We start from the raw sequence: 14,803 nt of genomic DNA, 5'->3' as shown, positions 1-14,803 counted from the left end.
GACGGATTAAAATGAAAGATCTATACCAATAACAGCCGAGCGGGGATTTGGCAGGTTAGATGTTACAATACCTGTATTGGCAGCGGCTTCCGGGTCAAATCCTATGTATTTTGTGATGGTGAATACATTCTGCGCAGATGCGTATAGGCGTGCCCGTGTAATTTTTGCTTTCGCCAGTAAATCTGCCGGCAGCTCATAGGCTACTGTAAGATTGCGCAGGCGCACATAAGAGGCATCATATATGAACTGGGTAGAGGGCCGGGAGTTCCAGTCGGTGGTTTGTCCGGCGCCGTGCACACCTGTAACCGCTCTCGGTACATCGGTGATATCTCCTTTTTGTTTCCAGCGTTTGTTGATGATGTCAAATTTATTGGGCATTACGCCGTAGTAGTCAAGATCATAGTTACGAAGTGTTTGTTCGTAGAAGTCGTATATTTTGTTACCTGCTACATAGTTGAATAAAGCTGATACAGTGATTTTTTTGTAAGACAAGGTAATATTGGTACCTCCGGTAAATTTGGGCAGGGCCACGGGAACAGTAATCATATCATTGCTATCCCATTTACCGTCTTTATTCTGGTCTTTATATAGCATATCACCGGTTTGCGGATCTACGCCCATGGATTCATATACCTGTACGGACCCTAACGATTGTCCAACTTTAGCTCTGCTGTATGGGCCACCGAAAGTAAAGGCGCCGTAGCTGATAAGGGAATCTTTTAATGACACCAGTAAATTCCTGTTGATGTTCATATTACTTTCCACTTTCCAGGAGAAGGCTGCGCCGGCGCGGCTGCTGACAGCCAGTTCCAGGTCTACACCATAGTTGCGGATAACGCCGATGTTGTCTGGGATAGAGGCGGCACCATAGATATAAGAGATGTTATTAGCGCTTAATAAGCCGTCGGTGGTTTTGTTATAGTAGTCTGCAGTAAAAGTAACCCGGTTATTAAGTAAGGTTACATCTACGCCTGCATCTACCTGCCTGGTTCTTTCCCATCGTATACCCGGGTTACCAATGGTAGTGCCGAGCATGAGGGCAGAATTGCCCATATAGGAGGTAGCATTGAGCAGGTTTTGCGCATCAAAATAGTTCAGTGGGCGGATATTACCACTCATGCCATAGCTGCTGCGAATCTTTAGTTGGTTGATGATGCGACTGCCGGCGAGGAAATTTTCACGGGCCATATCCCATCCGCCCGAAACAGAAGGAAACCAGGCATAGCGGGAATGGGCGCTTAGCTTGGAAGAACCATCGCGGCGGAGAGAGGCGTTGAGCAGGTATTTACCGTCCCAGTCGAAGCCGGTGCGGAGAAAGTAGGCATCAGATACTTCTTTGTAGTTGTTATTATAACTGCCAATATTAAAAGGGCTGCCATAAGAAGCGCCGGACCCTGCGCCGGTAATACCATCTACCTTCGGAAAACTATAAATATCATAAGCGTAGTAATTCAGTTCGTTGTTGTAGAACGTATACCCGAGTGTGGAATTGATTCCCAGGCGCCTGATCCTTTTCGTATAGGTGAAGTAGTTATCGAAGTTATAAGAGAAATTGTCTACGCTCTGATTTTTGAATATACCCTTGTTGAATGAGCCCAGGTAGCCAGTTGCCGGGGAGAAGGCAATATTGAGATCATTAAATTTGGTAGCATTGAAAGCCGATCGGAAAGAAAGGCCACTCATCAGTTTTACATCTGCCGACAGGCTACCAAAGTATACATTGTTTTTATCTTTATTATTGTTATCCATCATAGCGCCCAGTGGATGTTGTTGCTGGCCCACATAATAGCCCAGTGATCCATCGGGGTTAAGTACCGGATCTTCCGGGGTATCTGGCCGGGCATTGAATGCAGTAACAACCGGGTTACTGACATTTTTTCTGACAGACTGTGTAATGTTGATATTACCGTTTACTTTCAGCCAGTTGTTCACCTGTTGGGTGAGATCCAGGCGGCCGGTATATCTTTCGAAATTGCCGGTGCCCATAGTGGCTGCTTCTGCATACCGGCCCAGCGACATGTAATAATTATTCTTTTCACCGCCACCGCTCATACTGGCTTGCAGGTTATTGACAGGCGCATTTTTATTTTTAATACGATCGAGCCAATCGATGCTGCGGTTGGCCATATGGAGGCCATTCAGCTGGCTTTGCAGTGTGTTTTTTTCGTTTTTCAGTTGACTGATCCTGGCAGGAAGGAGGCCATCCGGGTTAGCCAGCAGTGCATCAATATCACTGATCCGGTTGTTGCGGGAATCGTTAAAAGCCGAAGTATATTCAGTGGTATTGAGCATATGCCGGGAAGTAGGCACATTATTAACGCCCGTGTACATATTGATATTCAGCGAAGGTTTGCTATTGAGCTTTCCTTTTTTAGTAGTGACAATAATCACACCGGTGGAACCTCTGGCTCCGTATATTGCTGCTGATGCGGCATCTTTCAGCACTTCTATTGACTCAATATCCTGTGGATTGATATTATTAATAGAAACAGTGTTGCCTTCGAGGATGAGTCCATCCACTACGATCAGTGGATTGGCGTAGGTGGCGTTGATAGATTGTGAGCCGCGGATGAGGATATTAGGCGTGCCACCCGGCGCGCCGTCTTTCGATGCCACAAATACGCCGGCTACCCGGCCTGTGAGTGCTTTACCGAAATCACTGGCAATGTTTTTTTCGGAAGACAAGGCGTCGGCTTTTACGGTGGAAATGGCGGTTGTCAGGTTTGATTTTTGTTGAACGCCATACCCTATTACGACGGCGTCTGTAAGATGAATGGCTTTCATCTGCATCATGATAGGCCCCGCCTTAATCAGGCTGGCGGCTATTACTACATTTTCGAAACCAATAGAGATGATTTGCAATTGTGCATTCGCCGGCACATTCAGTTCAAATTCCCCTTTGTCGTTGGTGGTGGCTCCCTTAGTGGCGCCAATTACTTTTACAGTTGCTCCCGGAACTGGTTGGTGAGATACCGCATCCTTCACGGTTCCCTTTAAGATCTGCTGTGCATAGGCGGAGATACCGGACATGCATAGGAGGATAAATAAAAATGACTTTCTCATACAATAGTTGGTTGATTTTTTACGATATGTGAACGGTCCCGAACAAGAATGAAAATCCAAAGTACTTATCCTGTTATTTCTTTTTCCGGATAATGGACATACCCGCCGGGAGAATGTACATTCCGGGTGTTGGCAAGGATGAAATAATTTTGAGGCCGAATTACATGTATAAGCACGAAATAGCCATTAGCAGGTACTTTCAACGGTTTAATGAGGACGAACAGTGCTTTGACAGGTACGAAAAAAATAAGCATAGATTTATGCCGGAACGGTGGAGGTAAGTACTATCTTCAGGGTTGTAAGTGTATATGAAACACCATAAACTATATAGGTATTTTGCGCACCTGGCTGTTTGGATGGCCTTCATACTCCTGTATATATATCCGCAGATAAGGGGAGCGTTAGCGAATGCGCATCTGTTGAAATGGACCGCTGTAAAATACGTGGTGTATGGAGCTATTAACTTCCAGTTATTTTACCTGCTGGTATTTGTATTCCTGCCGGATGTAGTAAAGAAGCGGCAATACGGCCGGATGGTACTGTATACTGTGGTGGCGGTTTTGGGATTTTCTGTGATTAAATACCTGATAGGTTATTTTCTTTTTCCGGATGAAGTATTATTCAGGGCTATTCCATTAAAGATGATGCAGGCAAAAGGCATAGCATCTATGGCGATATCAGTACCCAAGCCTATGACCTTTATGCAGTATTTACCACTGACGATACAGGTAGGTACCGGAGTAGCGTTACTGGCGTACAGTTACCGGCTTTTCCTGGAATGGCGGAATGCTGCTCCGGGCGACCGATTGCTGGCTACCACGGCGGCGCAGGCAAGGCAGCGATATGAACGCATGCAGGAGGGATCCCGGCAGTTGTTATATAATCTACAACAACTGGCGCCACTATTAGAGAATCCGGAGAAACGGGAAAAGGAAGGCACAAAAGCGATGTTGCTGCTATCAGACCTACTCAGATATATGTTGTATGATAAAGCGATGGAGCAGGATAAAGTAAGCTTAAAAAAGGAGTTACTGAACTTTGAACGTTATATAGCGTTGCGTAATCTTTGCAATACAACATCCGTCATTACATTGGAAATAACCGGCGATGAACCGGCAGGGCTGGTGGAAGTATCGCGCCTGCAGCAATTGGCTGATAAAAGAATGCGGGAGCTGGAGGGCGTTTCCGGCAGGTGGATGATGACGCTGGATATCAGGCGTGAAGCAGCATGGTTGTCAGTGACTGCTGAAAGTACTGCCGGTTTGGTGACTCCGGATAAAATAAATATATGGTCAGAGAATGAATAATGCCCGTAAACATATCGTTGAATTTTTTGCACTGATGCTGGTATGGATGATACTGGTATACGGACTAAATGCTATTACCCTTGTGAAGCGCACCCCGCAGGTGATGCATAGTTTTCATATTAACTATGGGCTTTTTGGGATATTAAACTTCCTGTTATGTTATGTTTATCTGCGTTGGGTAGTGCCACCATTCCTCCACAGTAATAACTGGGGCCGGTTGCTGGTCACCGTATTGCCCATAATGGTGGGCAGCATTGTGCTGAAGTATCTGATAGCAGATACTTTTTTCCGCGACACGATTTTATATACCGGCTACCGTTATGTTAACCGGGAGAAGGTGCAGCTATATCAACCTTTCGTAACTTATTTTATCAATGGATTGTGGAGCGGAGTGATCATCCTGATTGCCGCATTTGCCTATTGCTTTTTTATTTCATGGTTACAGGAAGATAAGCGAAGAGCCCTTTTACAACAGCAACAACAACAAGCAGAATCTGGTTTTCTGAAGATGCAGTTAAATTCACATTTTCTGATTAATAGTCTTAACAGCATTTATTCGCTGGCGCTGGTGAATTCACCGGAAGTAGTAACAGCACACAAAACCCTCACAGATCTCCTGGCTTATATGGTGAACCAGCCTTCTGATATTGCTTACCGCGCTCCCATCGAAGAAGAGGTACGTTATCTGCAGGACTTTGTTGCGTTGCAACGTATACGTACTGGTTGTAATGAAGGAGTCATATTTGATGCTCCGGAAGTGTTACCGGATAAAACTGTATCGCCTTTACTACTCGTACCTTTTGTAGAGAATGCCTTCAAGCATGGCGTGAGTAATCGACCGGACAAACCTGTTACCATCACGCTGATAGGAGATGCACAACAATTGATATTCCGTGTACATAATTATATATCCGGCCAACAGCGCGATAAAACAGGAGGTATCGGATTAGATAATGTACGTAAGCGTTTACAGCTGATTTATCCCGGCAAACATACATTGGAAGTAATGGATCAAAAGGATGAATATTATAGTAACTTAGTGATTAACTGGTAATGATATGGCAGTAAAGTGTATAGTAGTAGATGATGAGCCGTTAGCGGCACAGGTATTGGTATCCTTTATCAATAAAACACCCGACCTGCAGCTGGTGAAAACATTTCTCCATCCACAGGAGGCATTGCTTTTTCTGAAGCAGGAAAAAATTGATCTCGTATTTTTGGATATACAAATGCAGGAGCTCAGTGGCATCGAGTTTATGCAGCTGGCGCCTCCTGGTATACAAATCGTTATTGTATCTGCTTACGATGAATATGCCGTAGAAAGCTTTGACCGCGAGGCAGTAGACTACCTGTTGAAACCCGTGTCCTTTGAACGTTTCGCAAGAGCCGTACAACGGGTGCAGGCTAAAATTACGCCTGCCATTTCGCAACCTGCCGGCACCGACTATATTTTTGTGCGCACGGATAAACGTATTGTCCGTGTGGATGTAAAAGACATTCTTTTTGTGGAAGCACTGCGGAATTATGTAGCGATTCAAACTACCCAACAAAAAATTCTTACCCTGCAAAATCTCCGTAGCTTTGAAGAGATCCTGGCACCATTTCGTTTCTTCCGGGTACATAAATCCTATATCATCTCACTGGATAAAATAGATAGCATAGAACGACAACGCATTTTTACAGGTGCTTATAACGTGCCTATCGGGGATGCCTATATGAAACAGTTTATGGAGGTAATTAATATGCCGAGATGACTTGTTTTTGATCGTGAGCTATCTTCCCATGGTAAAATTACTTGTAATCAGAAAACCCACGTTATCAATACGTGGGTTTTCTGATTTATGTATTATTGGATTTTTGCGGAACTCATTTTATCGTTTGCACTCGGACTCAGGCCACCCAGCCAGCTATTGTTGCTGGTAAGTGTCCATGAAGTGCCGGAGAAATTATCATCTGCATAAATAATAACGGTCCAGCCGGAAGGTATTTTTACAGAAGAGGCCCAATCATTTACCACTCCCTTCGCCTGTAATTGAGATAAGGTATAATTTCCTTTTGGGATGGCTTGTGAGGCGGCGCCTCCATAACTGGCATCCTGATAAAACACTACACCGGTTGTGCCGTTATTGCCGCCAGCAGGGTTCATTATTGCGATCAGTTGTTTACTGACAATATAAGTAGGGGCGTAGGCGGTGTTATCTGTTGAAGAAGTCAATGGTGCATCCCGATCCACTGCATAGCCAAATACTCCCCCTTTCTTGCCAGTAGAAGGTTCCCAGCGGGCATAGTCATATGCACGGCCGGTACCGTTTACCGGATAAGTAATATCATACCAAACGTTGGAAGGATATCCTCTTTCTTCATAGAATGAAAAGCCAGGTACAAATTGTGTTGATTGGATGTAAGGAGAGAAGGTATTCCAGGTGGATTGTAATGTACTGGCGCCACGACCATAAGCCTGTAACCATACATAGTTTACCATCGTATATACTTTTTTGAAAAGATTGTTGTTGCCATCCTGGTTGGTATCAAAGGTGAGCAGCTTTCCGGTACCGGATTTTGGTCCGAGGTAACCGGAAAGTGCTTTGTATACACCGGCCATATCGGTCAGGGTTTGGCCGGAGGGATTACTTTCTATGTCAATATCATAACCATCGAATCCATATTTATTGATGGTACTATCCATAATTTGTTTCGCCGTGAGTGCATAGCCGGCAGAATCGTGAGTGGCGCCTGCAACGAGGTCTAATCCACCTGTCAGGATTACTTTGGTGCCTTTTGTATGCAGTGTGCTGATCCATCCGGGAACCTGGCTTGCTACCGGGGATGTAGGAGAAAAACAAAACAAAATCAGTACATCCAGGCTGTCTGGTACCTGGGAAAAATTGGTACCGAATGGAGCCGGTCCGTAACAGGGCCCTTCTAAGCGATAGAAGGCGGCATAAATTTCATGGGGACGGCTTTTGTATGCCAGCAGACTATCCAGGGAACCATTAAGTGCTGTTGCATTGGCGCCTGCCGCCAAAGAAGCGTTACTGTTGACGGATAATTGATCGGATCGTAGATTTTTGGTACAAGCAGTACCTAATAAAATAATGAACAATGCAGAGAATAACGGGAATAATAAACACTTTTGTTTCATGTGGATGAATTTTATGGTGAAAAATGATGCCTTTAGCCAATGATGGGATCATGGTCTGATATAGTGCAGGATGCGCTTTAATAATGGGCTAACATAGTTAAAGCGTCATAATGCGTTGGGTTAAATACGCGCTCTCATTGCTCAATTTGGGTCTATATGTTCTCTCTCATTGCTCGATTTAGGTCCGTAACGATACGAATCGTCGGCTATTACTAAGATACATTAAAATCAGATACAAGATAACTTTTTTCTCCTGATGCTATGCTGTTTAAAAGGTGCATTGATAATGTTAATAGTCTTCATTGTTTGGGATGATGTTAATAGTGTGCCGTTCACAGGATAATAGTTTTCAACTTTAAAACCCTTACATTTAATCTATGCGTATTATCCTGAACCTGATTATTGTACTGTTAATTACAGCCTGTCAATCTTCAAAGGGGCCTTCACGTAATACCACCTTGAAATTGAAAGATAACAGGGGCACTATTAGAATGAACCTGCCAACTGCCTGGGATACGTCATTCCAGTGGATACATTACGGCGATTGTGGCTTACCTTGCAATAAAATTAAATATCGTTTTCAGTCCAAAGCCTTTCCTGTTGCCTTGGAAAACGGATGGTTTTATGAAGATTTCCAAAAAGATTCAGTGGAGCAGTTAACTGTTATACAAGAAGCGTTGAAGCAAACCACTACTGATACGTTGGTGGCGCTCAGGTCATTTCGCAGCAATGTGAAGAAATCTTTTTTGATAGAAAATGCTCACGCGCAATTTGTACTAGATACCATTCAACAGGTGGGGAGGCATTTAATTGCTGTAGTCGGAGTTGCTCAAAAAAGCCATGATGGAAGTTTACAGTATTACGATATCGACGCATTGGCCATTTTAAAACGCGATGGTGTGTTGTTTGAATTTAAATTTTTGTCGAAGAAAGGACAAAGTGGAGAGTCGTTGTTTGTTAAAAAGGTAATGGATATCATCCACTCTATACAGTTGGAAGAATAGTTTTTAAAATGATAAAACCCTGTGTTAACACAGGGTTTTATCAGCATCTAACTTTTCCTACTTTTCTTACTTCTCCGCCTCATGTATCGCTCTCACCGTTTTTATGATTGCATCTGGTGTAACTGAAATACTGTCAATGCCCTGTTGTACCAGGAACTTTGTGAACTCCGGAAAGTCGGATGGTCCTTGTCCGCATATACCTACTTTCACTTTTTGTTGTTTCGCTACTTTAATCAGGTGCGAAATCATCCGCTGTACTGCCGGGTTCAGTTCATTGTAAAGATTGGCCACCAGGGAAGAATCCCTGTCGAGACCAAGTGTGAGCTGCGTCAGATCATTTGATCCTATCGAGAAACCATCAATGAAAGCGGAAAATTCTTCCGCCATCATAATATTGGAGGGGATTTCTGCCATCAGGTATACTTCGAGTCCGTTGTCGCCACGGCGTAGTCCAAATTCTTCCATAGTAGCCAGTACCAGTTGAAGTTCTTCTACGGTGCGGCAGAAAGGAATCATTACCACTACATTTTTTAGTCCCATGGTTTGACGTACTTTGAGCAGGGCTTTACACTCCAGTTCAAAGGCGGCTTTGTATTGCGGAGAATAGTAGCGCGATGCCCCTCTCCAGCCGATCATGGGATTTTCTTCTGTTGGCTCAAAGTATTTACCACCTAAGAGGTTGAAGTATTCGTTGCTTTTGAAATCAGAGAAGCGCACAATTACTTTTTCCGGGTAAAATGCGGAGGCAATTTTTCCTACGCCGTAAGCCAGTTTGTTCACGAAGTAATCGGTTTCGTTATCATGGCCTTGTATCAGTTGTGTTATATTAGCGGAGAGCTCAGCATCCTGCAGCTCTTTGTGCTTTAATAACGCCAACGGGTGTACTTTGATATAGTTGTTGATGATGAATTCTTCCCTGGCGAGTCCCACTCCTTTGTTTGGCAGATGTGCGAACTGGAATGCCATGGAAGGGGAGCCTACATTCAGCATCAACGGAGTGCGTATAGCAGGCAGTTTGGTGAGGTCCAGTTGCTCTTCGCGGAAAGGCAATAAACCTTCGTATACAATGCCTTCGCTGCCTTGTGCGCAGCAGACGGTGATTTCCTGGCCATCATTTAATTTCTCCGTGGCATCGCCGCAACCAACGATGGCAGGAATGCCCATTTCACGTGCTACAATGGCCGCATGACAGGTACGTCCGCCTTTATTGGTGACAATAGCGGAGGCCATTTTCATGATGGGTTCCCAATCGGGGTCCGTCATATCGGTTACCAATACATCGCCGGGTTTGAATTCACTGCCGGTGATTAAGCGGTTATCGAGGGAAAAGAGGATATTCACTTTGCCGGCAGCAATTTTATCACCTACGGCAATGCCTTTTAATAATTTTTTGGCCGTGTCGGTATGATCAATGGAATAGGAGGTGATCAGGTTATGATCTTTCCTGGAGTGAATGGTTTCCGGGCGTGCCTGTACAATGTATAATTCATTGGTGAGCCCATCTACCGCCCATTCTATGTCCATCGGGCACCAGCGGCCTTTTTTATCAGAGTAGTAAGATTCAATGGCGCGCACCCAGGTAGCCAGTTGCATGATTTGTACATCACTCAAACAGAAATGTTGCTGTTGCTTTTTTTCTACCGGGATAATTTTCGTTCTTTCATCGCTGCTTTCTCCATACACCATTTTCTTATCTTTCACGCCCAGCTTCTTTTCGATGATAGGTGTGAAACCCGCTTGCATGCAGGGTTTGAATACGATGAATTCATCGGGCGATACCGCACCCTGTACCACCATTTCTCCTAAGCCGAAGGAGCCATTGATCACTACTACATCTTTGAACCCGGATTCGGTATCAAGGGAAAAGGCCACACCGGAAGCGCCGAGATCGGAGCGTACCATTTTTTGTACGCATACGGACAAGCCTATACTAAAATGGTCGTAGCCGAAGTTAGCGCGATAGCTGATGGCGCGGTCGGTGAAAAGGGAAGCGAAGCAGTTTCTTACCGCGTCTATCAATGCAGCAGGACCTCTTACGTTGAGGAAGGTTTCCTGTTGGCCTGCGAAAGAGGCATCGGGGAGGTCTTCTGCGGTAGCGGAAGATCTTACAGCTACGTCTGTTTGTTCCTGTCCGTATTCCTGTGACAGCTCATGATAGGCGGCGATGATTTGCTCACTCAGTTCATGTGGAAACCGGGTGTTGCTGATGGCTTGTCTTATTTTTTGCCCGGCTCTGCGCAGGGTAAGGATATCGTTAAAGTCGACCGTAGCTACCTGTTCTGCGATAAATGTCTCCAACCCGCTATGCTTCATAAATTGGTAATAAGCGGTAGTGGTGATAGCAAATCCGTCGGGCACGGCTACGCCCATTTTGTCGAGGTTGGCAATCATTTCTCCCAGCGAGGCTGATTTTCCGCCTACCAGGGCAATAGCATCCATGCCCACCGCTTTTAGCGGCAGTACAATACTTTCTCTCATATAAAAATGAGTTTAGTGAATAAAAAATATGGAAGGATGATGTACGTCTTCCAAACGTGGTTTATATATTATAACAGCAAACTGATGGTTTGTGTTTTACTAAGAGCAAATTATAGTAAGTGGAGGTGTAATAACAACAAGTCGGGTAAAAGCGAAAACAAAACTAAAAAAAATGCCTGCCGCCGACTTTTTTTCCTAAATCAGTAACAGTATCCCTATTTTTGATAAAAATACGAGCATGAGTTTCATACCTGACCAGATTGATATGTGTATAATGGACATATTGCAGGAAGACGCCAGAACAACAAATAAAGAGATTGCTTCCAGGTTAGGTAAGTCAGTTACTTCTATATTTGAAAGGGTAAAACGGCTGGAGGCAGAAGGGTATATATTACGTTATATAGCAGTACTCAACAGAAATAAACTGGGTAAAAACCTGGTGGCATATACCAGCGTAACGCTGAAGGAGCACGGGCACGACCGGCTACTGGCTTTTGAACAGAAGATCAATACTTTTCCGGAAGTGATGGAATGTTATAAAATGAACGGACAGTTTGACTACCTGTTAAAAGTACTGGTAGCAGATATGGAAGCCTATGAGCAGTTTAATCTCAGTAAGTTATCGAAGCTGGAGAACATCTATAAGATCCGTAGCCTGTTTGTTTTAGCGGAGTCGAAGTTTGAAGTAGATCTGAATTTGACAACTGGCATGCAAACGAAATTGCAGCATAAAAAATAAATAAATTTAAAAAGTAGGGGGCGCTGGTCAGGCGTCCCCTCTTTTATGTCTACCGGTTTCCCAACACCGGAAATTCTGAAATCCGCAACCTGGTGCAGCCATAGGGGATGAGTGTTATTTCTTCTTCTTTATCATCGCTTTCCATACCATAACTGATATTAGGAATGGGTCCGCTCATTTCGTTATACAATTGCCAGGAAGGGATTCTTCGGGCAGTAGTTTTTATGGAGATGGGTACCTGTTTGGCGTGCCATGGATCAAGGGGAATCACGGGGGCCTTCACCACTTTATATTGCCCATGTTCCGGACCATTTGTGAGGCCATAGTTCCACGGGGTGGCAGGGCGTATTTCCGTATAGGTTTGACCGTAGTCGCCCGGATCTTTTGTATTGTGGATGAGTTGTTCCGTTTCGCCGATTTGTAAGGCGTAGGTGAGCGGACCGCGTTCCACCGACAAAGAATTTTCGTTCCAGGTTTGCTGATAGAGATGCATAGGAAGCTCCAGTGTGAGCACATCGCCAGGAGCCCATTCGCGGGCTATCTTCACTACCTGGTTGCCATTGGCCTCCTGCCATACGCGGCCATTTATTTTAATGATGCCGTTTTTACACCAGGCGGGTATGCGCAGGTGAAAAGGGAAATATATTTTTTTCGGGCTGTTCAGGGTGAACCGGATACTTTCTTCGAAAGGGTAGTTGGTTTCTTCTTTGATAGTAACCGGTATTTGCGCCCCTACGTATACTTTCACTTCACTGGGTGCATAGAGGAGTGCAGCTACGCCGCTGTCGGTGGTAGCATACCATAAGTTTTGCGTGAATTTGGGCCAGCCCTGGTGCATGTTGGAAGTACAGCAGGGGTAGCCGGTCAGTAGTCCGTAGCAGAGGTCTGTGCCGCTATGATTCACATCAAAGTTGCGGATATGACGGGTGGCCATCACCTGGTTGGCCTGCTGGAAGTATTGATGTGTCATGAAGTCGGCCGACATCTGCGTAGGGAGAGCGTTGAAAGCAATTTTTTCCAGTTGATCCGCGTAGCTTACTTCCCCGCTTATTTCCAGGATACTTTCCAATGTAAACATCATTTCTACTGCGGTACAGAGCTCTGCGCCCTGGGTAGGGTTGTTGCCATGCAGGGCTTCATCACCGCCAAAGAGTCCCTGTGGCGTACCATTGAACCGGCGCAGGTCTTCCAGGCCTTTGAGGGTAGCCGCTTTGTATTGGGCATCCGGTTGTTGCTGGTAGTAGATCATAGGCTCTTTCATGCCCTGGGCAAGGTTTACGCCGTGGATACTACCGGTGGTAGATAAAAGGGAAGTATGCAGGAAAGCGTTTGTATAGTCAAACGTTTGATGGTGTAATAGTTTGGCAAGATCCAGCAGGAAGGCATCCCCGGTGATATTGTATAACCAGTAAACCACCATCAGGTTATCGCCGGCCCGGTAGCGTGCCCAGAAGGTCCAGTGATCCAGCGGATGCTGTGGCAGTTCTTTTAGCTGGTAACGGAAATAGTTCGTCATCAGGTGAATAATACGGGGATCAGCGGTGGCATCATAGTATTGTTTGAGCACCTTCAGCATTACCATTTTAGGCCACCAGTCGCGGCTATTGTCGCGTTGAATGCCTGGTTCCGCGGGGTAGTCTTTGGCAGGCCCGAAATAGCCGTCCGGCTGCTGGCTGCTGATCGACCATTCTACCCAGGGCTTTACTTTGGCAATGAGTGCAGTGTCTTTGAGGATATAGGCAAGCGGAAGCAAACCATCTATCCAGTAGGGGCCACGTTCCCATTGATCGCCGTCGCCGCCCAGCCAGCCATTGCGCTGTCCCATGACCTGTGGATACAGTTGATCCAGTTGACCGGTTGCCCCGTTTTTTTGTTGCACCAACAAATGGTGTAACCAGCCTTTGGGCGTGATAGCGCCCAGCGGAAGCGCCAGGTAAGGTTTAGGAGCAAGCGGTGCGCGGTTAGGATGATAAGAAGGCACAGGGATGGTGTTTTTTTTCCCCTGTGCCAGGGTGGCTAAGGAAAGACCCAGCCATAGCGTGGAAATAATAGCAACGAATTTCATGAACAGTCAACACAATTTATCCGGCTAATTTAGCCGGAATACGGACTGGCTGTTATCACAAATGACTCATTATTTCTTTAAAACGTATCAAAATGAGAAAGCCGGTGAAATATGTTAAATACGCGTATAGGTGTTGGGGTTAGGAGGTACATATTATGACATTGTTAAGTCAGCCATGGTGACTATCTTTTTTTATGTGTAAGTTTGAAAGAAAAAAATGCGCCTGTTATTCTTCTTGTTTGGCATCTTACTCGTCAGCACCGCACATGCACAAACCACACCATTCACTATTGGAGAGGTACAGCAGCTCCGGTCCAATGAACTCAACGAAACACGCACACTGAATATCTATCTCCCGGAGGGATATCAACAAAATACCCAACAGAAGTACCCGGTGATTTACCTGCTGGATGGATCGGCCAATGAAGATTTTCTACACATGGTAGGACTGGTACAGTTTTTAACCATGATCGAACAAATGCCGCCTACCGTGGTGGTGGGGATCGCGAACGTAGACCGTAAGCGTGATTTCACCTTTCCTACTACCATTGAAGCAGATAGGAAAGCCTATCCTACTACCGGGCATTCTGCGCCATTTATCCGTTTCCTGGAGAAAGAGCTGCAGCCTTATGTAAAGCAACATTTCCGGACCAATGATACCACTACGCTGATCGGGCAATCCTTAGGCGGTTTGCTGGCGACTACGGTGTTGGCTGAACGTCCGCAGTTATTCAGCCGGTATGTGATTATCAGCCCAAGTTTATGGTGGGACAACGAATCGTTGCTGACCAAAGTAAAACCTCCTTTTGGCAATGCCCAGGTTTTTATTGCTGTGGGCACAGAAGGCAAAAAAATGGAGGACGATGCAAAAGCACTGGCAACAAAGTTGCAGGCGGCAAAGGCGGCGGTGACGTTTTTGCCTATGCCCGCAGAAAACCACCTCACTATTTTGCATAATGCGGCGTATAAAGCATTACAGGTGTTGAATGCGGAGAAGAAGTAAGG

Annotated in this window: 10 protein-coding genes; 6 read left to right on the top strand and 4 right to left on the bottom strand. The window is 45.3% G+C overall.

The features are described 5' to 3' along the window. Positions 1 to 6 precede the first annotated feature (6 nt). The gene (locus tag J7623_RS29625; RefSeq protein WP_291928271.1) at positions 7 to 3,063 is read right to left on the bottom strand and encodes a SusC/RagA family TonB-linked outer membrane protein; all 3,057 of its coding nucleotides are present in this window, start codon (positions 3,061 to 3,063) and stop codon (positions 7 to 9) included. Between the two features lie 308 nt (positions 3,064 to 3,371). Between J7623_RS29625 and J7623_RS29620 the strand changes: the two genes are divergently transcribed. The 3 genes from J7623_RS29620 to J7623_RS29610 are packed head-to-tail and all read left to right on the top strand — an operon-like array spanning position 3,372 to position 6,124. Continuing rightward, positions 3,372 to 4,370, top strand: coding sequence for a hypothetical protein (locus J7623_RS29620; protein ID WP_291928267.1), 999 nt, complete (start codon positions 3,372 to 3,374; stop codon positions 4,368 to 4,370). Continuing rightward, a complete protein-coding gene (locus J7623_RS29615) occupies positions 4,363 to 5,424 on the top strand; it encodes a histidine kinase (protein ID WP_291928264.1) in 1,062 nt (353 codons plus the stop codon). The genes J7623_RS29620 and J7623_RS29615 overlap by 8 nt, the downstream gene beginning before the upstream one ends. 4 nt (positions 5,425 to 5,428) lie before the next feature. Continuing rightward, on the top strand, positions 5,429 to 6,124 hold the full coding sequence (locus tag J7623_RS29610; RefSeq protein WP_291928260.1) for a LytTR family DNA-binding domain-containing protein: 696 nt from the start codon (positions 5,429 to 5,431) through the stop codon (positions 6,122 to 6,124). A gap of 92 nt (positions 6,125 to 6,216) precedes the next feature. On the opposite strand, the gene J7623_RS29605 is transcribed toward J7623_RS29610, so the two are convergent. Continuing rightward, positions 6,217 to 7,512, bottom strand: coding sequence for a hypothetical protein (locus J7623_RS29605; RefSeq protein WP_291928258.1), 1,296 nt, complete (start codon positions 7,510 to 7,512; stop codon positions 6,217 to 6,219). Between the two features lie 377 nt (positions 7,513 to 7,889). Between J7623_RS29605 and J7623_RS29600 the strand changes: the two genes are divergently transcribed. Continuing rightward, positions 7,890 to 8,516, top strand: a complete 627-nt coding sequence (locus J7623_RS29600) for a hypothetical protein (RefSeq protein WP_291928254.1) — start codon at positions 7,890 to 7,892, stop codon at positions 8,514 to 8,516. 66 nt (positions 8,517 to 8,582) lie between these two features. Here J7623_RS29600 and ppsA read toward each other — a convergent pair whose 3' ends face one another. Continuing rightward, positions 8,583 to 10,994 (bottom strand): phosphoenolpyruvate synthase, encoded by a 2,412-nt coding sequence (gene ppsA / locus J7623_RS29595; RefSeq protein ID WP_291928249.1) that lies wholly within the window; start codon positions 10,992 to 10,994, stop codon positions 8,583 to 8,585. A 238-nt stretch (positions 10,995 to 11,232) separates the two neighbouring features. Between ppsA and J7623_RS29590 the strand changes: the two genes are divergently transcribed. Next, complete coding sequence (locus tag J7623_RS29590) at positions 11,233 to 11,733, top strand: Lrp/AsnC family transcriptional regulator (RefSeq protein WP_291928245.1); 501 nt, start codon at positions 11,233 to 11,235, stop codon at positions 11,731 to 11,733. 49 nt (positions 11,734 to 11,782) lie between these two features. On the opposite strand, the gene J7623_RS29585 is transcribed toward J7623_RS29590, so the two are convergent. Continuing rightward, a complete protein-coding gene (locus J7623_RS29585) occupies positions 11,783 to 13,798 on the bottom strand; it encodes a beta-L-arabinofuranosidase domain-containing protein (protein WP_291928242.1) in 2,016 nt (671 codons plus the stop codon). Positions 13,799 to 14,015: 217 nt separating this feature from the next. On the opposite strand from J7623_RS29585, the gene J7623_RS29580 reads away from it, so the two are divergent. Next, positions 14,016 to 14,801 (top strand): alpha/beta hydrolase-fold protein, encoded by a 786-nt coding sequence (locus tag J7623_RS29580; RefSeq protein WP_291928239.1) that lies wholly within the window; start codon positions 14,016 to 14,018, stop codon positions 14,799 to 14,801. Positions 14,802 to 14,803 lie beyond the last annotated feature (2 nt).

The organism is Chitinophaga sp., from assembly GCF_017745275.1.
Classification (GTDB): domain Bacteria; phylum Bacteroidota; class Bacteroidia; order Chitinophagales; family Chitinophagaceae; genus Chitinophaga.
Note: the sequence above shows the minus strand (reverse complement) of the source record. Positions and strands in the feature narration are given on the sequence as shown.

What these genes read in the sequence shown, in the direction of transcription:
- J7623_RS29625 (WP_291928271.1), bottom strand. Translation starts at nt 3,063, where the DNA reads ATGAGAAAGTCATTTTTATTTATCCTCCTATGCATGTCCGGTATCTCC.
- J7623_RS29620 (WP_291928267.1), top strand. Translation starts at nt 3,372, where the DNA reads ATGAAACACCATAAACTATATAGGTATTTTGCGCACCTGGCTGTTTGG.
- J7623_RS29615 (WP_291928264.1), top strand. Translation starts at nt 4,363, where the DNA reads ATGAATAATGCCCGTAAACATATCGTTGAATTTTTTGCACTGATGCTG.
- J7623_RS29610 (WP_291928260.1), top strand. Translation starts at nt 5,429, where the DNA reads ATGGCAGTAAAGTGTATAGTAGTAGATGATGAGCCGTTAGCGGCACAG.
- J7623_RS29605 (WP_291928258.1), bottom strand. Translation starts at nt 7,512, where the DNA reads ATGAAACAAAAGTGTTTATTATTCCCGTTATTCTCTGCATTGTTCATT.
- J7623_RS29600 (WP_291928254.1), top strand. Translation starts at nt 7,890, where the DNA reads ATGCGTATTATCCTGAACCTGATTATTGTACTGTTAATTACAGCCTGT.
- ppsA (WP_291928249.1), bottom strand. Translation starts at nt 10,994, where the DNA reads ATGAGAGAAAGTATTGTACTGCCGCTAAAAGCGGTGGGCATGGATGCT.
- J7623_RS29590 (WP_291928245.1), top strand. Translation starts at nt 11,233, where the DNA reads ATGAGTTTCATACCTGACCAGATTGATATGTGTATAATGGACATATTG.
- J7623_RS29585 (WP_291928242.1), bottom strand. Translation starts at nt 13,798, where the DNA reads ATGAAATTCGTTGCTATTATTTCCACGCTATGGCTGGGTCTTTCCTTA.
- J7623_RS29580 (WP_291928239.1), top strand. Translation starts at nt 14,016, where the DNA reads ATGCGCCTGTTATTCTTCTTGTTTGGCATCTTACTCGTCAGCACCGCA.